The 19,336-nt window shown below is 48.2% G+C and carries 17 protein-coding genes, 1 riboswitch and 1 other annotated feature; of the genes, 5 read left to right on the top strand and 12 right to left on the bottom strand.

Annotated features, from left to right (window positions below):
- Nucleotides 1-41: 41 nt before the first annotated feature.
- A complete protein-coding gene (locus KNO75_RS06265) occupies nucleotides 42-1,307 on the top strand; it encodes a BaiN/RdsA family NAD(P)/FAD-dependent oxidoreductase (protein ID WP_214693360.1) in 1,266 nt (421 codons plus the stop codon).
- Nucleotides 1,308-1,412: 105 nt separating this feature from the next.
- Here the strand turns inward: KNO75_RS06265 and KNO75_RS06270 are convergent, their stop codons facing one another.
- The 5 genes from KNO75_RS06270 to KNO75_RS06290 all read right to left on the bottom strand — a co-directional run bounded on the left by KNO75_RS06270 (nucleotide 1,413) and on the right by KNO75_RS06290 (nucleotide 8,230).
- The gene (locus KNO75_RS06270; RefSeq protein ID WP_251126056.1) at nucleotides 1,413-2,249 is read right to left on the bottom strand and encodes a DUF2268 domain-containing putative Zn-dependent protease; all 837 of its coding nucleotides are present in this window, start codon (nucleotides 2,247-2,249) and stop codon (nucleotides 1,413-1,415) included.
- A 315-nt stretch (nucleotides 2,250-2,564) separates the two neighbouring features.
- Nucleotides 2,565-3,077, bottom strand: coding sequence for a pyrophosphohydrolase domain-containing protein (locus KNO75_RS06275; RefSeq protein WP_214820465.1), 513 nt, complete (start codon nucleotides 3,075-3,077; stop codon nucleotides 2,565-2,567).
- 17 nt (nucleotides 3,078-3,094) lie between these two features.
- On the bottom strand, nucleotides 3,095-4,222 hold the full coding sequence (locus tag KNO75_RS06280; protein WP_251126057.1) for a hypothetical protein: 1,128 nt from the start codon (nucleotides 4,220-4,222) through the stop codon (nucleotides 3,095-3,097).
- 117 nt (nucleotides 4,223-4,339) lie between these two features.
- Nucleotides 4,340-6,745, bottom strand: a complete 2,406-nt coding sequence (gene leuS / locus KNO75_RS06285) for a leucine--tRNA ligase (protein ID WP_214693368.1) — start codon at nucleotides 6,743-6,745, stop codon at nucleotides 4,340-4,342.
- 39 nt (nucleotides 6,746-6,784) lie between these two features.
- Nucleotides 6,785-7,000 (bottom strand) — a binding site (T-box leader).
- Between the two features lie 39 nt (nucleotides 7,001-7,039).
- On the bottom strand, nucleotides 7,040-8,230 hold the full coding sequence (locus KNO75_RS06290) for an MDR family MFS transporter (RefSeq protein WP_243834736.1): 1,191 nt from the start codon (nucleotides 8,228-8,230) through the stop codon (nucleotides 7,040-7,042).
- A gap of 181 nt (nucleotides 8,231-8,411) precedes the next feature.
- Here KNO75_RS06290 and mnmL point away from each other — a divergent pair, with 181 nt between their 5' ends.
- Both mnmL and mnmM read left to right on the top strand, forming a co-directional pair.
- Nucleotides 8,412-9,386: a tRNA modification radical SAM protein MnmL/YtqA gene (mnmL, locus tag KNO75_RS06295; RefSeq protein WP_214820469.1), complete on the top strand. Its 975-nt coding sequence runs from the start codon at nucleotides 8,412-8,414 to the stop codon at nucleotides 9,384-9,386.
- Nucleotides 9,340-9,912 (top strand): tRNA 5-(aminomethyl)-2-thiouridylate-methyltransferase MnmM, encoded by a 573-nt coding sequence (gene mnmM, locus KNO75_RS06300; RefSeq protein ID WP_214820471.1) that lies wholly within the window; start codon nucleotides 9,340-9,342, stop codon nucleotides 9,910-9,912. The genes mnmL and mnmM overlap by 47 nt, the downstream gene beginning before the upstream one ends.
- 31 nt (nucleotides 9,913-9,943) lie before the next feature.
- Here mnmM and KNO75_RS06305 read toward each other — a convergent pair whose 3' ends face one another.
- Both KNO75_RS06305 and KNO75_RS06310 read right to left on the bottom strand, forming a co-directional pair.
- Complete coding sequence (locus tag KNO75_RS06305; protein WP_214820473.1) at nucleotides 9,944-10,657, bottom strand: alpha/beta hydrolase; 714 nt, start codon at nucleotides 10,655-10,657, stop codon at nucleotides 9,944-9,946.
- Between the two features lie 88 nt (nucleotides 10,658-10,745).
- Complete coding sequence (locus tag KNO75_RS06310; RefSeq protein ID WP_214820475.1) at nucleotides 10,746-11,216, bottom strand: GNAT family N-acetyltransferase; 471 nt, start codon at nucleotides 11,214-11,216, stop codon at nucleotides 10,746-10,748.
- Between the two features lie 164 nt (nucleotides 11,217-11,380).
- Between KNO75_RS06310 and KNO75_RS06315 the strand changes: the two genes are divergently transcribed.
- Complete coding sequence (locus KNO75_RS06315) at nucleotides 11,381-11,902, top strand: hypothetical protein (protein WP_214820477.1); 522 nt, start codon at nucleotides 11,381-11,383, stop codon at nucleotides 11,900-11,902.
- Nucleotides 11,903-11,945: 43 nt separating this feature from the next.
- Here the strand turns inward: KNO75_RS06315 and metK are convergent, their stop codons facing one another.
- Nucleotides 11,946-13,154 (bottom strand): methionine adenosyltransferase, encoded by a 1,209-nt coding sequence (gene metK / locus KNO75_RS06320; protein ID WP_214820486.1) that lies wholly within the window; start codon nucleotides 13,152-13,154, stop codon nucleotides 11,946-11,948.
- Nucleotides 13,155-13,286: 132 nt separating this feature from the next.
- Nucleotides 13,287-13,406: riboswitch (SAM riboswitch) on the bottom strand.
- A 322-nt stretch (nucleotides 13,407-13,728) separates the two neighbouring features.
- On the opposite strand from metK, the gene pckA reads away from it, so the two are divergent.
- Nucleotides 13,729-15,300 (top strand): phosphoenolpyruvate carboxykinase (ATP), encoded by a 1,572-nt coding sequence (gene pckA / locus KNO75_RS06325; RefSeq protein WP_214820488.1) that lies wholly within the window; start codon nucleotides 13,729-13,731, stop codon nucleotides 15,298-15,300.
- A gap of 24 nt (nucleotides 15,301-15,324) precedes the next feature.
- Here the strand turns inward: pckA and KNO75_RS06330 are convergent, their stop codons facing one another.
- From KNO75_RS06330 to KNO75_RS06345, 4 genes are all read right to left on the bottom strand, one after another.
- On the bottom strand, nucleotides 15,325-16,089 hold the full coding sequence (locus tag KNO75_RS06330) for an alpha/beta hydrolase family protein (protein ID WP_074033491.1): 765 nt from the start codon (nucleotides 16,087-16,089) through the stop codon (nucleotides 15,325-15,327).
- Nucleotides 16,070-16,543 carry an RNA deprotection pyrophosphohydrolase gene (gene ytkD, locus KNO75_RS06335; protein WP_074033492.1) on the bottom strand — a complete coding sequence of 158 codons (474 nt, stop codon included), beginning with the start codon at nucleotides 16,541-16,543 and terminating at the stop codon, nucleotides 16,070-16,072. Before ytkD ends, KNO75_RS06330 begins: the two co-directional genes overlap by 20 nt.
- 99 nt (nucleotides 16,544-16,642) lie before the next feature.
- A complete protein-coding gene (locus KNO75_RS06340) occupies nucleotides 16,643-17,995 on the bottom strand; it encodes a glucose-6-phosphate isomerase (protein WP_214820490.1) in 1,353 nt (450 codons plus the stop codon).
- Nucleotides 17,996-18,101: 106 nt separating this feature from the next.
- Entirely contained in the window at nucleotides 18,102-19,265 is a 1,164-nt protein-coding gene (locus tag KNO75_RS06345) for an iron-containing alcohol dehydrogenase (protein WP_214820492.1), read from the bottom strand.
- Nucleotides 19,266-19,336 lie beyond the last annotated feature (71 nt).

A 19,336-nucleotide genomic window follows, 5' to 3' on the forward strand; every position in this document is an offset into this window, starting at 1 on the left:
ATTTTACTAATCATATAGATGAAGAAATGAGGAGATTTTACATGAAAGATGTCATCGTCATCGGCGGAGGTCCAAGCGGACTTATGGCAACTTATGCGGCTGCAAAGAGCGGCGCATCGACCTTGTTGATTGATAAAGGGTCTAAACTCGGTCGGAAATTAGCGATTTCAGGTGGAGGACGTTGTAACGTCACGAACCGAAAACCAATCGATGAATTGATTCAGTTCATCCCTGGGAATGGCCGCTTTTTATATAGCGCCCTCGCTCAGTTCGACAACCAATCAATCATCGACCTCTTTACAGGATTCGGCATCCCGCTGAAAGAAGAGGACAACGGGCGCATGTTTCCTGTGACGGACAAGGCACAAGACGTGGTCAACACGTTACTTCGTGCCATTGAAGACCTCGGTGTCGAGATTCGAAAAAAAGCAGAAGTCAAAACGCTACATTTCAATGAAGAAAACGAGTTTCACGCGGTCGAGCTGATGGACGGAGAAATGATTGAAGCAAAAGCTTGTGTCGTCGCGGTCGGTGGACAATCCGTCCCCCACACCGGTTCGACGGGTGACGGTTATCCGTGGGCACAAAAAGCCGGGCATACGATTACGGAACTATTCCCGACAGAAGTACCAATCAAGTTGAACGATTCGTTCATCGGAACGAAACAACTTCAAGGATTATCATTACGTGACGTCGCGTTGACGGTACACGGCAAAAAGGGGAAAGCCATCAAGACGCACCAAGGCGACATGATCTTTACCCATTTCGGGATCTCAGGTCCAATCGCACTCCGTTGCAGTCAGTACACGATTAAAGAACGGAAACGCAGCAAAGAACAAGTCGTCCTCCTATCACTCGACTTCTTCCCGGACACGTCACGAGATGCGCTCGTCCAGGAATTGTGGAACCAAGTGCAGAGCCAACCGAAGCGTGCCGTTAAAAACGTATGGAAAGGCTATATCCCCGAGCGACTTCTTGACTTGTTGCTAGAAGAACTTGCATTTGGAGAAGAAGACGCCAGTCAGTTGAAGAAGCAATCCGTCATTGATTTCGCAACGCGTTTGAAAATGTTTGAGATGCACGCCGTCGGGACACTCGACTTTGACAAAGCATTTGTCACAGGTGGTGGCGTTTCGGTTAAGGAAGTTGCGCCACAGACGATGATGTCAAAGAAAGCACCAGGTCTCTTCTTTGCCGGTGAAGTGCTCGACATTCATGGATACACAGGTGGCTACAACATCACGGCCGCTTTCACGACAGGACATTGCGCCGGATCGCACGCAGCTGAACTGGCGACAGAGCGGTAAAGGGTTCGACCCAACGCATCGTCTGCGTTCTATCGTGATCACTAACAATCAAAAGGCTTGATCCTGTCTCATTCAGGGTCAAGCCTTTTAACATTCTTTTTCAACTTAATCTTCCAATTCCATCACATCTCGATACTTGTATTTTTCTAAAAGCTCATGATCTTCTTTGAAGGTCCATTCGGGAATCGACAGCTCTGGGTGCGCCGTCAAATAGTCATGAAGCACATCCCTCCCTAGAATATAGTTACTCCAACGTGGCAAATCTTTTTGATAATTACCAACCGCAAAATCGGTATAGGTTGTTTCATAATCATTCACTCGGCTCGCGATGTGTTCCATGGTCGCTTCATCAATCTCTACATTCCACGGGGGAGTCACACCTTTGACGATATGATCAGCAAACGTATCGGCTTTTCCTTCAATGATGACAGAATCGAGAATTGTTTTAAGACGGAACCCAGGGTGATTCTGAACAATCAGATGATGATACTCGTGAGCCGTCGTATAGGCTAGCACACCTTTATCAAAATCTGTATCGAGAAACAAGATGAATGCGTCCTTGTACGCCGCTCCTGCTACACCTTTCAACGGTTCACTATCGTAGAAAAATTCAGGATTATAAGGGGCAACAAACACCGTACCTTTCTTTTTAGGAAGGATTTGATTTGAATCTGCGTATGTCGATGCAATAATCTCTTTAATCTCGTCATGCTGATTGATCAACGTATCCAGTTGCTTCAGCAATTGTTGCTTATGAGGAGTCGGTTTTAGTGAAAAATCAGTTTTCAATATGGATGTATCAATCTTTTCTTCCTCTCCGACCTCTCCTATGTAATCTAATACATATTTCTTGAAGTTTTGTTTGTTCTCCTCCGCATCGGTTGTTTCAAGGGATGCATTCAAATATTGTTGGTATTGGGTGTAAAGTGGGACGATTGTCAATTCATTCTCTTCGTTGATTTTTATCGTTTCGATTGAAATATCAGGCTCAGACGTTTTAGATTCTGACGTTTTTTCATCATCACTACATGATGCTAACAGAAGTACTGAACTACAACATAGAATACCGAATAATTTTTTCAGCTGAATGACCTCCATCTCAATGATTAATATTCATCGTTCGCTTACTTATGTTAAATTATACCATTAATTACTCTCATGACCTTCCTAATCTCATCTAATACCATGATGTCATTATGACCTTCACAACAAAAAACGACTCAAACCCTTTCTAATGAGGGCTCAAGCCGTTTGTGATTATTCTTTCCCTGCAATTTGACGACGCACTTCTTTTTCGAGCTCCGGCTCCGGAGGCATCCATCCTTCAGGTTTCATAACTTTGTTGTCCGACTCGCGTAAAATCGGTTTCCCGTCCGGTCCAAGCTTCGCCATATTGGCACGCTGGACGATTTCAAACAACGGAACGGGATCAAGTCCGAGTTCAACGAAACTGCCCATCACAAAATATAACGCATCCGTTAACGCATCCCCTTGACCAACGAGGCGTTCCACATCATCTGACGGTGGTGCGTCTTGTAATGATTTTTGGACCGCGTTTTGGAAGCCTTCTTGGAATTGCTCGATGGCCTGTAAGAACTCTTCTTCAGTCTGTGACGATTGGTGTAAAAATTCAACGACCGCTTCCTCTGCCGTCCAAACCGATCGTTTTGTCGCACGATCAAGTGTCAACGGTTGCGGAGATTTTGCTCCTGGATGTCCGAAAGTCTCGTGGAATTGTTTCACTTCTTCAAAAAAGTAACGTTTGCTCATCTGTTCTTCCCCCATTGTTAGTCCACGGAAACGAATGCATCCAAATCGAATACTTCCGGGTGGACGATTGCAAAGATTTCATTGTCTTGTAAAAACATGCCGGTCGAGTCATACACGCGAGGTGTCACCATCTGACCGTTGATGGTACCTTCTTCCGGGTTGACCGTATAGAGGACGAGCTCTTCCGAGTCGAGCACGTATATTCGGCCTTGTCGCTCGACAAGCCCAACGCCTTCGAATCGCTCAAACTTTTGCTGGATTGAGGCGCTCATCCCGTCAGCCGATAACGCTTGACGCGAATCGAGCATCCATTCCGTTTCCGGTTCTTTTTCCTCGACTGCCTCATCTGGCGTATCCTGTTCATTCTCAGGTGCCTCTTCTTCCGCAACGGCTGTGTCACTAGAGACACCGTCACTCGTCGAAACGTTTTCTGTTGTCGTTTCTTCTGTTGATTCTTCAGTGCCTTCAACATTATCATCAGATTCTGTCGATTCTTCTGACTCGTTTTCTGCAGGCGCTTCCGGTTCAATTTCACGCTCTTCGATATAAAGGAGCTCAAGGTCCGGCGTGTCTGCTAATCGATTCATCATGAAGAGACGATTCGATTCTCGGTCATAGCCGAGACCAAAGATTCGGTCTTCCGATACGAGACCTTTGATTTGTTTACGCGGTCGTTCGACCCAACGCCCTTCTTCCCGCTCAATCGTGATGAGCGTCCCGTTTGCTGTCACCGCATATACGAGGTTCTCTTCGACCATCCGCATCCCGATAAAGTCATCGAGGCGCATCTGACCCGTATTTTCGAGTTGAAGCACTGAGTTAACGCGTGTGCCGTTTCCGCTCACTTCGAAAAACTCAGCCTGCTCGGTAAGCACGAGATAGGCCCCGATCGTATCGCTATAGTACACTTCATCGATCTGGTTGATTTGCTCGAGCGCATCGGTCGTATCAATATCTTCGTCATCTTGTGCTGCCTCCACAGGTGGGAGGGATGCCGTTTGATGACTCGTTTGAATGTCGATTTTTTCAAATGTCGAGGCGACCTGTCGCTGAATCTCTTCATCAGAGAAGACAAAGACGTAGCAAAGGATCACGCCGACCACGACAGCACATAGTGTCGTGTATAGCACATAAGAACGTTTCATGGACATGTCGTCCCCTTCTACTTCAGTATCGCCCTTTAGTGTATCAAAACCGACCGTAAAAGAAAATGACCTCACCAAAAAGAAAAGAATGTGCGACAATGTCACACATTCTTTCGATTATCCAACTACGATATTGACGAGTTTTCCAGGAACGACAATGACTTTACGAACCGTCTTGCCTTCTGTGAACTCTTGGACACGCTCGTTGCCGAGTGCCTCCGCTTCAAGCGCTTCTTTTGATGCGTCACGCGAAACGTGCATTTTCGCACGAAGTTTCCCGTTCACTTGGATGACGACTTCAATCGTGTCACTCACAAGTTTTGACTCATCGTACGTCGGCCAAGCCGCATACGTCAACTCTTCCGTCATGCCCATCTTCTCCCACAACTCTTCAGACAAGTGTGGAGCGACCGGTGAAAGCATCTTGATGAAGTCGACCATTTGCGATTTTGGCAACGTCTCTTGTTTGTTCGCTTCATTGACGAAGACCATCAATTGAGAGATTGCTGTGTTGAAGCGAAGTGCTTCATAGTCTTCAGTGACTTTTTTCACCGTCTGATGATACGTACGTTCAAAGTCGGCAGTCGGTGCCACGTCCGCAAAGTTCGTTTGATCGAACAAACGCCATACGCGGTCGAGGAAGCGACGTGCCCCGTCAAGACCATTCGTTGACCATGCGATTGCCGCGTCAAGCGGGCCCATGAACATTTCATAAAGACGGAGTGTATCCGCCCCGTGTGATTTCACGATATCATCTGGGTTGACGACGTTCCCACGAGATTTCGACATCTTCTCGTTGTTTTCACCGAGAATCATTCCTTGGTTATACAATTTTTGGAACGGTTCGTTCGTCGGGACGACACCGATATCGTAAAGGACTTTATGCCAGAAACGTGCATAGAGCAAGTGAAGAACGGCATGTTCCGTACCACCGATATACAAGTCGACTGGAAGCCAACGCTTAAGTTTCTCAGGGTCCGCAATCATTTCTTCGTTATCTGGATCGATGTAACGGATGTAGTACCAGCAGCTACCTGCCCATTGTGGCATCGTGTTCGTCTCGCGACGACCTTTTTCCCCTGTGACAGGATCTGTGTACGTCAACCACTCTTCTGCGTTCGCAAGTGGCGACTCACCCGTACCAGACGGTTTGATTTCATCGATGATTGGAAGTTCGAGCGGAAGCTCTTCGACCGGTACCGTCTTCATCGTTCCGTCTTCCATGTGGACGACCGGAATCGGCTCTCCCCAATAACGTTGACGACTGAACAACCAGTCACGAAGACGGTATGTCGTCTTCGCACGACCTGTACCAGCAGCTTCGAGTTCTTCAATGATCGTCTTGATCGCATCGGCTTTATTAAGACCGTTCAAGCTACCTGAGTTGACGTGTTCTCCGTCTTCGACGTAAGCCGCCTCTTCCAAGTTTCCACCTTTGACGACTTCACGGATCGGGAGGTCGAACGTTTTTGCAAACTCATAATCACGCTCGTCGTGTCCAGGAACGGCCATGACTGCACCTGTCCCGTATGTCGAGAGGACATAGTCTGCTGTCCAAATCGGAAGTTTCTCACCGTTTACCGGGTTGATTGCATAAGCGCCCGTGAAGACACCTGTCTTCTCTTTAGCGAGGTCTGTACGCTCAAGGTCCGTCTTCTTCGAAACTTCCTCGATGTAAGCCTCAACTGCCGTTGATTGTTCAGGCGTTGTGATCACTTTCGTAAACGGATGCTCTGGTGCGAGCGTCACATATGTCGCTCCGTGAAGTGTGTCCGGACGTGTCGTGAAGACTGTGACAATCTTGTCGTGACCGTCGACTTTGAAGTCGACCTCGGCACCGACCGATTTCCCGATCCAGTTGCGTTGCATCTCTTTTACGCTCTCTGGCCAGTCAAGACCTTCCAAGTCTTCAAGCAAACGCTCCGCGTATTCTGTGATGCGAAGCACCCACTGTTTCATCGGGACACGGTATACCGGGTGGTTCCCACGCTCTGACAAGCCGTCGATGACTTCTTCGTTCGCAAGGACCGTACCGAGTGCCGGGCACCAGTTAACGGCAACTTCGTCGACGTAGGCAAGGTCACGCTCGAACAATTGCGTGAAGATCCATTGTGTCCACTTATAATATTTCGGGTCCGTCGTGCTGATTTCACGAGCCCAGTCATACGAGAAACCGAGTTCTTTCAACTGACGGCGGAACGTCTCAATGTTACGCGCTGTGAATTCGCGTGGGTCGTTCCCTGTGTCGAGCGCGTACTGCTCGGCAGGAAGACCGAACGCATCCCAGCCGATTGGGTGAAGGACGTTATATCCTTGCATCCGCTTCATACGAGCGATGATATCCGTCGCCGTGTAACCTTCCGGGTGACCAACGTGAAGGCCGGCACCTGATGGGTACGGGAACATATCAAGGACGTAGAAACAATCCTTCTCCGGGTCTTCTGTCGTTTTGAATGCGTCTTTCTCTTCCCAACGCTTTTGCCATTTCGGCTCGATTTCTTGATGTTTAAAATAGCTCAACATTCTTCCTCCTCTGCATAATAAAAAGCCTTCCGTCCCCGAAAATGGGACGAAAGGCTTGAAAGCTCTCCGCGGTACCACCCATGTTGCATTGCTGCCACTTGAGACGCCGATAACGAGGCGTAACCCCGGTTTTCCCTACTCGGTTCAGGAAAACAGCTCCAAGGCGAGTTCACGACCTCCATTTATCGATTCGCACCAACCATCGACTCTCTTTGAAACGGAACGTTCGCTACTAATCCTCTTCATCGCTTGCTATTCATCGTAGTCTATTTTAGCCCATTCTGAAATTCAACGTCAACTTGATTTTTCAGCGACGCGAATGTCTTTCATAATGACGAATAGAGTAAGGGCGAACGTAGCGAGCAGAAGAAGCATGCCGAAGACCGCAGTAATACCGAACATGTCATAGACAAATCCAGACAATGTAGGCCCAATCATCCGGCCGACTGATGCTGCGATATTGACGAGTCCCTGATATTGTCCTGCTTTACCAGGCGGTGCGAGTTTCGCCGCAATCGTCGGGACTGCTGGCCAGACGAACATTTCCCCGATTGTCATGACGACCATCGCGACCATGAACATGCCAAATCCGCCGGCGAACGGCACGATTAAAAAGGCACCGAGGAAAATCGAGGCTCCGATAATCAATTGGCGTTTCAAGTCGTCCTCAAACTGTCGCAAGACACGGTTGAGTAACGGCTGTGCGAATACGATCATCGCCCCGTTCACCGTCCAAAGCAGTGAATATTGGCTGATTGTGACACCAAGGTCTTTCGAATGAACGGCGATCGTCCCTTGCCACTGAACGTACACGAACCAAAGCACGGCGTAACCGACGGCGACATACCACATCGACTTCATCGTTGCGCTCGAGAGCGTCGTGGCGGCTGCCTCTAACTGTGACTGAACGACAGGACGTGCCGGGTTTTTCAAATAGCGAAGTCCAAATAAAAGGACCACGACAAATAAGACCGACAAGAAGAAGTTTGCATAAAAAATCCACTCGATGTTCAAACGCGCGATTTGACCACTCATGGCCGTACCGAGTGCGACACCTACGTTTTGCGCAACGTAAATCGCGTTGAACGAACGGCGTCCACCTTCTGGCCAGATAAGTCCCGCAAACGCGTAAACGGTCGGAAAGACGAGTCCACCTGAGAACCCAATCATACCGAGCCACACCAAATAGCCGAAGAACGTGGCGTGGAACAGTAAAAATCCGAGTGAGCTCGCAAGCAACAAACCGACAGAAATCATGAGCGTCATCTTTCCACCGATTCGGTCGAATAATGTCCCTCCGATGTAGTTTCCGACGATTGCGAGTGCGGAGTTCACAAGAAGTGCCACCCCAGCAAGTGTCATCGACTCACCTAAAAAATCATGAATATACAGTGTGTTAAATGGCCATAAAAAAGACGCCGCCGTTGTATTGAGCGCCATCGCAATGACTAGAATCCATACCGAAATTGGCATTTTATTGTTCACACCAAGTCCTCCTTTCATTCCTCTTTCACATCAAAAAAAATCGGCACAAATGGCCGAATCGACAAGATTTCCTTATCAAACCTAAACGAATGCCAAAGAAGTGTCAAGAAAAATTACTTATTATGAAGTTTTGTCATTTTTCATTTGTGATAGCATGAGCAAGGAAGGAGAGAGATGTTGAATGAATCCATTTGGTCAAAACCGATATCATACGTTGAACGAGGCGTATCGCCGAGAATATGGAGGAAAGGTGTTCAAGGTCCCGCTCGATGGCGGATTCACCTGTCCGAACCGTGACGGGCGCGTTTCAAAAGGAGGATGTACGTTCTGTTCAGACGACGGGAGTGGTGACTTTGCAGGAAATGCTTGCGATCCGATTCCCGTTCAATTTGCCGAAGTGAAGGCTCGTCTTCACCGAAAGTGGAAGAACGCCAACTACATCGCTTATTTCCAAGCATTCAGTAACACGTACGCGCCGGTCGAACGGTTACGTGAGTTGTACGAACCTGCACTTCAAGAAGAAGGCGTCGTCGGTCTCTCGATTGCGACACGTCCGGACTGCTTGCCAGACGATGTCGTCGCCTATTTGGCAGAATTGAATGAACGTACGTCGCTTTGGGTGGAGCTCGGCCTTCAGACCATCCATGACACGACGGCGAAAAAAATCAATCGTGGACATGACTACGAGACATTTTTGAGCGGTCTTGCAAAACTTCGACGCCACAACATCCGTGTCTGTGTTCATATCATCAACGGTTTACCCGGTGAGACACTTGAGATGATGCTCGACACAGCCCGAGAAGTTGCTAAAATGGACATACAAGGAATCAAGATCCATTTACTTCACGTCTTGAAGCATACACCGCTCGCCCGTCAATACGAAAAAGGCCTACTCGACTTGATGGAGGAAGATGACTATGTCTCCCTCGTCTGCGATCAGCTCGAATGTATACCTCCCGAGGTCATCGTCCATCGTTTGACAGGAGACGGCCCACCTGACTTATTGATTGGTCCGTTTTGGAGCCGTCACAAGATGCAGGTGTTAAACAAGATCCGTGCAGAATTGGAACGACGAGATTCTTTCCAAGGAAAAAAGAAGGATGAGATGTATGGGATTAATGAGAGTACTACCTTTTGCAAAACAATTACTACATGACCACCTTGAAGAAGGTCATGTCGCCGTCGACATGACCGCCGGAAACGGACACGATACGCTGTTTTTGGCGAATGCAGTGGGCGAAACGGGTCATGTGTATGCATTTGATATCCAGTCAGAAGCGGTCGCGTCCACACGCGCACGTATACAGGAAGCCGGTCTCGATGAACGGGTATCCGTCATTCATGACAGTCACGACACGGTTCAAGCGGTCGTCGCGAACGAGACGCGCCCCATCTCCGCTGCCGTCTTCAATTTAGGTTATTTACCAGGAAGCGATAAATCAATCACGACTCACGGGAATACGACGATTGCCGCGTTATCTCAATTATTAGAGGTCATGACCGTCGGCGGCGTCATCGTCATCGTCATTTATCACGGGCATGAGAGCGGAAAAGTCGAACGGGATGAAGTGCTTCATTACGTGGAGTCGCTCGACCAAAAACAGGCTGGCGTCCTCCGCTACGGTTTCATCAACCAAATCAATCATCCCCCATTCATCGTGGCGATTGAAAAACGCGCATAAGCAAAAGGCGGCTCATTCGAGTCGCCTTCTGTCATTCTTGAATCAATTCATAAAACGTCATCAATGTCTCCGCAAACTTGGTGTTCAAACGTTCATATCCAAAATGCGGGAATCCTTCCAACCGACGGATGTACACTTGATCCCCACCAATCTTCCGGCAGACGTTTAACGTCAACTTCACGTCCGCAAATTGATCGTCTGGTGCGTAGAAACAAGCAAGCGGAAGTCGTGGTAAGTGCTTCTTCTCTTCTTGATGTTCCACGATTTCTTCTTCAATCTCTCGATATTGCGCATACGTAATCTCACCGAAGCGTGACGATTCCTCGCCTCCACCAGTGAATGTCATCATCCCGAGCGGTAAGTCTGGTCGGAAACGGTCGACAGCACTCGCGACGACTTGTTTCAATCCGCCCATTTGACGAGTGGCATGCCAATCAAATAAAGGAGAGATATACGTCAAACTCCCAAGCGGCACATCATACTCTTGCAAGAGTCGGTTCGTGAAAAGTGCCCCGAGACTGAATGCAACGACGTGGATTGGTAGTTTGTATTCCCCTGCCTCACGCAACGCTCGCTTGATGAGCTGTTTATGGTCATCTGCCGTCAATCCGACCGATTGGTCACGGACGACAATTACCTCGTACTCGTCTTGGAGTCGGCGAATAAAGTTCTCACTAATCCGAGACGTGAACTGTAGCGGGTACACGATGACGATGACCCCTTTTCGTGCTTCTTCATATGTCATGCTGCCGTCACCTCATTTATGGACTATGTGTATTGTATCAAAAAAACATCAGCCGCAACTGATGTTTGAAAAAAATCCGTCTGGAGGCTTAGCTCGGATGATATCGTAAATGAATGAGTTCCATCGGTTGGTCGTATACCTCTTCTTGGATCCGATTCACTTCTTTAAACGATTGATGCAAAAGGAAGGCAATCGCTTGGTCATTTGAATTTTCAACGTACACTTCCATCGGTTGTGTTTTTTTCGATTGGAGATAGTTTAAAAAGGCTGCCCCATATCCGTTCCGGTGATAATCAGGGTGAAGATAAAGACGAAGCATCTCCCACATGTCACCGCGATCGATGGCATGACAAAATCCGATGACATCTTCTTCGAACTCGCCGACGATAAAATATTGCTCTCGTGCTTCTTCACTCGAATTGATCGCTCGAACAATCTCTTCTTGTCGATAAGCGCGCTCCATTGCTTTCAAACGATTCAAATCATCCTCTGAAATCGTCGCAAGTGCAATCGTTCGAATTAATGCTGCATCTTCTGGAACTGCTTCCCTCATGTTCATGACAGCTTCCCCCTTTTGGCCAATCTATTTGTATCATTCCCTATCGTCACGTTTTTATCCTGCCATTCGTTTCTTTTTCATGACGATTCATAAGAAAACGTTATGTCCGCAATCGACTAGGGTATAACACTAGCAATGCCAATCACATGAAGGAGTGGAACAACATGGAACCAAAATTAGAGCATGACCCGAAAGTCGAACAAACAGAGAATCCGAACCGTCAATTTGACCAAATGGATGCAGGAGGTCCAAAAATCAGCGTTGTGACCGGGATGTTACTCGGTGCCCTCGTCGGTGGTCTCCTCGCCTTACTTAGCTCTTCGAATCGGGAGCAGACGAAACAATCGCTTACGAATGCAAAATCTTCGGTCGGAGGCATCGTGAACGAAGTCAAACAAGACCCAGCAGGGAAAGCATCTCAAGTCATTGAACAAGTAAAGACCGCTTCTGGAAAGATTCAGGAAGTCTCAACAGACGTTCAAAACGTATATGAAAAAGTGGTCGGAGAAGTCGATACAGTCAAAGAAGACGTCAATAAAATCGTCGAGACGGCCCAAGAAGCCAAATCAGATTTACAAGACATCGGTGAAAAAGTCGTCGAAGCGAAGGATACCGCGCTTGGACAAGAAAACACTTCAACTGATTCGTCATCGAATGATCATAAACAGACACCTCCAACGACTTGAACCTAAAAAAACGACCTTTCCGTGGAAAGGTCGTTTTTGTTGATTACGCGAAACGCTTCGCGCCTTCTTCAAGAACTGCTGCTTTATCTGTTTGCTCCCATGGGAGTTCGATATCTGTACGACCGAAGTGACCGTAAGCTGCTGTTTGCTTGTAGATTGGACGGCGAAGGTCAAGCATCTTGATGATGCCTGCTGGACGGAGGTCGAAGTTCTCACGAACGAGTTCAACGAGCTCTGTTTCGCTCAATTTACCAGTGCCGAACGTATCGACAGCGATTGATACTGGATGTGCTACCCCAATCGCGTAAGCGAGTTGAACTTCTGCTTTATCCGCAAGTCCTGCTGCAACGATGTTTTTCGCTACATAACGAGCTGCGTATGCTGCCGAACGGTCAACTTTTGTAGGATCTTTACCAGAGAATGCGCCACCGCCGTGACGTGCGTATCCACCGTACGTATCGACGATGATTTTACGTCCTGTAAGACCTGCATCTCCTTGTGGTCCACCGATTACGAAGCGACCAGTCGGGTTGATGAAGTATTTTGTTTCAGCATCGATGAGTTCAGCCGGGATGACTGCTTCGATGACATACTTTTTCAAGTCTTCTTGAATTTGCTCGAGTGTGATCTCTTCTGCGTGTTGTGTCGAGATAACAATCGTGTCGATACGAACAGGGTTGTTGTCCTCATCGTACTCAACCGTTACTTGCGTCTTACCATCCGGACGGAGGTAATCAAGCATACCGTTCTTACGAACTTCAGCAAGACGACGTGACAATTTGTGCGCCAATGAGATTGGAAGCGGCATGAGTTCAGGTGTCTCGTTTGTCGCGTATCCGAACATGAGACCTTGGTCACCTGCTCCGATTGCATCGAGTTCCTCTTCAGTCATCTGACCTTCACGTGCTTCGAGAGCTTGGTCAACACCTTGCGCGATGTCTACTGATTGCTCGTCAATCGACGTCAAGACTGCACATGTTTCTGCATCGAAACCATATTTCGCACGTGTGTATCCGATTTCACGGATTGTTTCACGGACAACTTTCGGGATATCCACGTAAGTTGACGTTGTGATTTCACCAGCTACGAGTACAAGACCCGTTGTGACAGACGTTTCTGCCGCAACACGGGCATTCGGGTCTTCCGCTAAAATGGCATCCAAAATCGAGTCAGAGATCTGATCACAAATTTTATCTGGATGTCCTTCAGTAACCGACTCTGAAGTAAAAAGTCGACGGTTCAATTTTGACATTCAAAAAACCTCCTATAATAAGGGTGATATGTGGACGGTACTCGTTCCCCTTACGCGTTGCTTTGGGACGGTAATGAAAAAAACCTCCCCCGATGACATACATGGGGAAAGGTTGAATCGTTCTTCCTTACCCTCTTATCGTTCGAAGCTAATGGCTTCGCTTCAGGATAGCACCTTTTCCGCACAAGACTTCATGTCGGACGGTTGCTGGGCTTCGTAGGGCCTTGTTCCCTCCACCGCTCAGAATAAGAGTATCCGTTACGAAAACCATCATATAAATGACGCTCGATTATGTCAAGGGAATCAGACGAATTCGTTAAAGTTTTCACCGACTTGCAAAACATTTCTGTTTGTGAATCGTCAAACATTTTTTTAATTCGTTTCTGTTTTTTAACACCTTGTGATAAGAGAATGTGATAAACTGTCTTTGTAAGAAAGCGCTTACTTAGAGAGAAGAAACGCTTGTGTTTGATTAGTGTGTCACATATAATTAAAAATGTCATACTGATTAATCGTAATCGCGGAAGTATGCGGATTTCATCCACATCTATTTAGGGGAAAGGTGGGATTCAGGATGGCGACAACGCTCCTGAAAATCGAAGAATTAATTAATGGTGCCGACATGAAACGGAACTTGACGGTTCCAGAATTGGTGGAAGAAGCCATCCAAAATGGTGAAGGTGTACTGACAAAAGACGGGGCTTTATCTGTCAGCACCGGTGCTTTTACCGGACGGTCACCGAAAGACAAATTCGTCGTACAAGATGAAGTCAGCAACAACCTTGTCGATTGGGGAAAAGTGAACCAACCGATCGCGGAAGAGAAGTTTTCAGCACTTCTCGACAAAGTACTCAACCATTTAGAAAAGAAAGACAAACTTTATTACCTCGAAGCGTCTGCTGGTGCCGATGAGCACTATACGTTACCGGTCCGTGCCATCACGGAATATGCATGGCATAGTCTGTTCGCAAAACAGCTATTTCTACGCGAATGGCCAACGAAAGGTGCGTTCGATCCGTTCACTGTGATTTATGCACCGAGTTATAAAGCAGATCCTGCAGTGGATGGCACGAACTCAGAGACGTTCATTCTCGTTTCATTCGCCAAGCGCACAATTCTGATCGGGGGAACAGAATACGGTGGCGAAATTAAAAAATCAATCTTCTCCGTCATGAACTTCTTGCTACCTGAGCAAAACGTCTTATCGATGCACTGTTCGGCAAACGTCAACGATGCAAACGAAACGGCACTCTTCTTCGGGTTGTCGGGAACTGGGAAGACGACACTTTCAGCTGATCCACAGCGCCACTTAATCGGAGACGATGAGCATGGATGGTCACCGGATGGGGTCTTCAACATCGAAGGCGGTTGCTACGCGAAGACGATCAACCTTTCGCGTGAGAACGAACCACAAATCTATGATGCAATCCGTTTCGGTTCATTGATTGAAAACGTCGTATTGAATGAAGATCGTACGCCGGACTACAAGAACATTTCCTTGACTGAAAATACGCGTGCGGCATATCCGATCGAATTCATCGACAACGCGATGCTCCCATCACGTGCCGGTCATCCAAATACGATCGTCTTCTTGACGGCCGATGCGTATGGTGTCTTGCCACCAATCAGCAAACTGACGAAAGAACAGGCGATGTATCACTTCTTGTCTGGTTATACGTCTAAGCTTGCCGGTACGGAGCGAGGAGTCACAGAACCACAAGCAACGTTCTCGACTTGCTTCGGTTCACCGTTCCTTCCGCTCGCTCCTGAGCGTTATGCGGATATGCTCGGTAAATTGATTGAAGAACACGATGTGGATGTCTACCTCGTCAACACGGGCTGGACAGGTGGAGCATACGGCGAAGGTTCACGTATGAAACTCGCCTATACGCGTGCGATGGTCAATGCCGCCGTCAACGGTCAGCTTCGTGATGTGGAGACGATGAAACATGACATTTTCAATGTCGAGATTCCTGTAGCCATCGATGGTGTACCGAGTGACGTGCTCAATCCGCGAGATACGTGGAGCGACCCAGCTCGTTATGATGTAGAGGCAAAAGCACTCGCCATGAAATTTAAAGAAAACTTCAATCGCTTCACGAAAGCAAGTGAGTCCGTCATCGCAGCCGGACCACTCGTCATCTAACACAAAAGCACTGACTCGATTTTTTTATCGAGTCAGTGCTTTTTCCTGTCGCAACATCCAATCCATCGCTTGTTCGGTCGTCTCCCATTTATCCCAAAACGGGAGCTGGTGACCGAACGGGAGCACCCAAAACTCTGCCTGTTCTCCTAATTTCTCGGCGACGGCTGTCGCATGACGTAAGCGAACTTGTTCATCGTCCGTACCGTGGATGAGCAGTGTCGGGGCGACCCATTCCTTGTAAAGCGGAGAACGGTCGACATACGCAGATTCTGCAGACTCGGGGTCCCCACCCGTCATCCGACGTAACATCTTCCGCATCGAACGCTGTTCTTCATACGTCCACTCGAGGTTTGTCACGCCAGCCCATGAAGTAACCGTCGTGACCGGTCGTTCGGAAGCGAGCGAGAGGGCCATCATGCCCCCTCTTGAAAAGCCGAGGACGTGAACCGGTCGTCCACTCATATGGACACGGTCGAATAGCGAGAGCACGTCCTCTAAGTCTTCTCCTCCAAAGTCTTCTTTTCCCGTCCCGCCGTGATTGCCACGATAGACCGGGGCGACGACATGAAAGCCCCGCGATGCAAACTGCATGAGACGTGGTAAACGAACATCCCCGATTCGCGCCGTTCCTCCTCGTAAGTACATCAACACTTGGCCGTTTGAACGTTTCGGCTCAATCGAATACGCCACGACCTCTTCCCCATCTGTCGTTGTATACCATCCTCGTGTCACTCGGTAACCCGCATAAGGTGGTAACACATCGATTCGGTCAAACCAGTTTTTGATCATAAAGAACCCTCATCGTTTCTGGTAGGACACGGTCTTTCATCATGAAGCTGTAGCGTGGATTGCGCAATAAGTTATCCGGCAAGGCATCGATCAAGACAGCCCCATCTGTCTCGTCAATGGCAGGATGATCCTCGAATCGCTCAATCTCCGCATAATAAATGTTTTTGATGACCGTATCACCTCTACCTAACACACGGTACTGTCCTAAATAGCGCAACGTTTTGACGACTCCACCGGTCTCTTCGTACACTTCCCGGATAGCGGCATCGTCCTCGTGTTCTCCTGGCTCGACTTTCCCTCCTGGAAACTCGAGTCCGCGCTGTTTATGCTTCGTCAATACCCACTTGTCTTCATATCGGGCGACGACCCAGACGTGGAGCGGCGTGTCTGAGAACGGATAATGGGTGAAGCTTAACTCGACTTGATTATGATAGTAATCCTTGAATGTCTTCATAGTCCATCCCTTTCTTTCCCCTGTCTACTCTCACTTTACCTTGTCTTCACCCAGTTTCAAACAAAAAAATCGGTCCGACGCGCGGACCGATTCGTTTTCTTATTGATTCAAACGTTTTTCGAGCTCTGCTTTTTGTTCTTCATACCCCGGTTTACCGAGTAACGCGAACATGTTCGCTTTGTAAGCCTCGACGCCTGGCTGGTTGAACGGGTTCACCCCGAGGATGTATCCGCTCATCGCACATGCTTTTTCGAAGAAGTAGAACAAGTAGCCGAGGTGATACGGTGTCATCTCTGGCAATTCGACGACCAAGTTCGGTACATCGCCGTCAGTGTGTGCGAGAAGTGTTCCTTCTGTCGCTTTGTCGTTCACGAACTGAATCGTTTCGCCTGCGAGGAAGTTCAAACCGTCCAAATCTTGAGCGTCTTCTGGGACGTTCATCGAATGACGGACTTCTTTCACACGAATGACCGTCTCGAACAAGTCACGACGACCTTCTTGGATGTATTGCCCCATCGAGTGGAGATCCGTCGAGAAGTCGACAGCCGCTGGGAAGATTCCTTTGTTGTCTTTTCCTTCTGACTCACCGTAAAGTTGTTTCCACCATTCTGACACGTAGTGAAGAGCTGGCTCATAGTTGACGAGCATCTCAATCGATTTTCCTTTCGCATAAAGGGCGTTACGTACGACTGCATACTGATACGCTTCGTTTTCAGCCAATTCTGGTGAGCTGTAAGCGTTCTGCGCTTCACGTGCACCTTCCATCAATGCATCGATATCAATTCCAGCAGCGGCAATCGGAAGAAGTCCGACTGGCGTGAGGACAGAGAAACGTCCACCGACATCATCTGGAATCACGAACGTCTCGTATCCTTCTGCGTCCGCAAGTGTCTTGAGTGCACCACGGGCACGGTCTGTCGTTGCATAGATCCGCTCACGCGCTCCATCTTGACCGTACTTGTCTTCCATGAACTGCTTGAGAACACGGAATGCAATCGCAGGTTCTGTCGTCGTTCCTGATTTTGAGATGACATTGATTGAGACCTCTTTGCCTTCAAGTACTTGAAGCAACTCTCTCATATACGTTGAAGAGATATTGTGGCCCGCATAGAATACTTGTGGTGCCTTGCGCTCTTCTTTTGACAATACGTTGAAGAACGAATGTTGAAGCATTTCGATCGCTGCACGGGCACCGAGGTAAGATCCTCCGATTCCGACGACGACGAGAACGTCTGAATTCTCGCGAATTCGTTCCGCCGCAGCTTTGATTCGTGCGAACTCATCTTGATCGTATTCGGTCGGAAGATCGACCCACCCAAGAAAATCACTTCCGGCACCGCTCCGCTCGTGAATCACCGAGTGAAGGGTTTTTACCGTTTCTTGCATTTGGTCGATTTCGTGCTTCCCTACGAATGAGAGCGCGTTTGAATAATCGAAACGTACAGTTGACATGTCATTTCCTCCTTTAAATCGCTCGTAAAAGAGCCATACATGACCCATCATAAACGGAAACGCTAGATTCGTTCAATCATTATTGCAAAATAGGCAATAAATTGCCTTATTTGCTGAGTTCGAGGATATGCGCGACATCTTCACGTTCGAGTGTACGGAAACGACCGAATGCGCCACGTTTCATCGCAGAATCGAGAATCGCATCGAATGTCGACTCATCGATATCGTAGTCACGGAGTGAGTTTGGTGCACCGAGCTGGTCGAAGAATGCACGAATCGCTTCGATTGTACGTTTCCCAGTCTCCAAGTCGTTTTTACCTGGCTCCACATCGAATACTTCCGTACCGAGTCGGGCGAAACGTGAAGCATTGTCTTCATCCAATACGTGCTCCATCCAACGTGGGAAGAGGATCGCGAGACCACCAGCGTGCGGGATATCGTGGACAGCCGATACAGCGTGCTCGATGTTGTGCGATGCCCAGTCCCCAGCAGCACCCATTTGAAGGACGCCGTTCAACGCCATCGTACCTGAGAACAAGATGATGGCACGTAAATCGACGTTTTCCAAGTCGTTCACGAGTTTCGGTGCCGATTCAACGACCGCTTTCAAGACACCTTCTGTCATGCGTTCCTGTACTGGCGCATGGTTCGGGTGGAAGTATTGTTCGAAACAGTGGCTCATCATGTCGACAATACCGTAAATCGTCTGATCTTTTGGAACCGAGACCGTGTAGCGTGGGTCAAGGATTGAGAATGTTGGGAAGACGAGTGGGTGACCCCAACCGAACTTCTCTTGTGTTTCCCAGTTCGTGATAACCGATCCTGAGTTCATTTCTGATCCTGTTGCCGCGAGTGTGAGGACCGTTCCAAATGGTACCGCCTCTGTCGGGATATGTTCGCGAAGCACGATGTCCCATGCATCCCCTTCATAAGGAATCGCTGCTGAAATCAGTTTCGTACAGTCGATGACGGAACCTCCGCCGACCGCGAGCAACGCATCGATGTTTTCTTCACGTGCAAATTTGACCGCACGACGTACTGTCTCAATACGCGGGTTCGGTTCGACGCCAGAGAAGTCTACGTATGAGATGCCTGCCTTTTCAAGCTCAGCCACGACTTCATCGTACGTTCCGTTCTTTTTGATGCTTCCGCCACCATAGACGAGCATCACTTTCTTCGCGTCGAGCGCGCCAAGTTCTTTCGATAATGTTTCGACTTGATGTGTACCGAAGATCAATTTCGTCGGGTTTTTGTATTCAAAGTTGTGCATGATTCATCCTCCTCGTAGAAATATGTAACACCTACACTATATACCCTGTTTTCAAAGAATGAAAAGTATCG

The sequence above is a fragment of the Exiguobacterium sp. s35 genome (genome assembly GCF_018617535.1).
Classification (GTDB): domain Bacteria; phylum Bacillota; class Bacilli; order Exiguobacteriales; family Exiguobacteriaceae; genus Exiguobacterium; species Exiguobacterium aestuarii.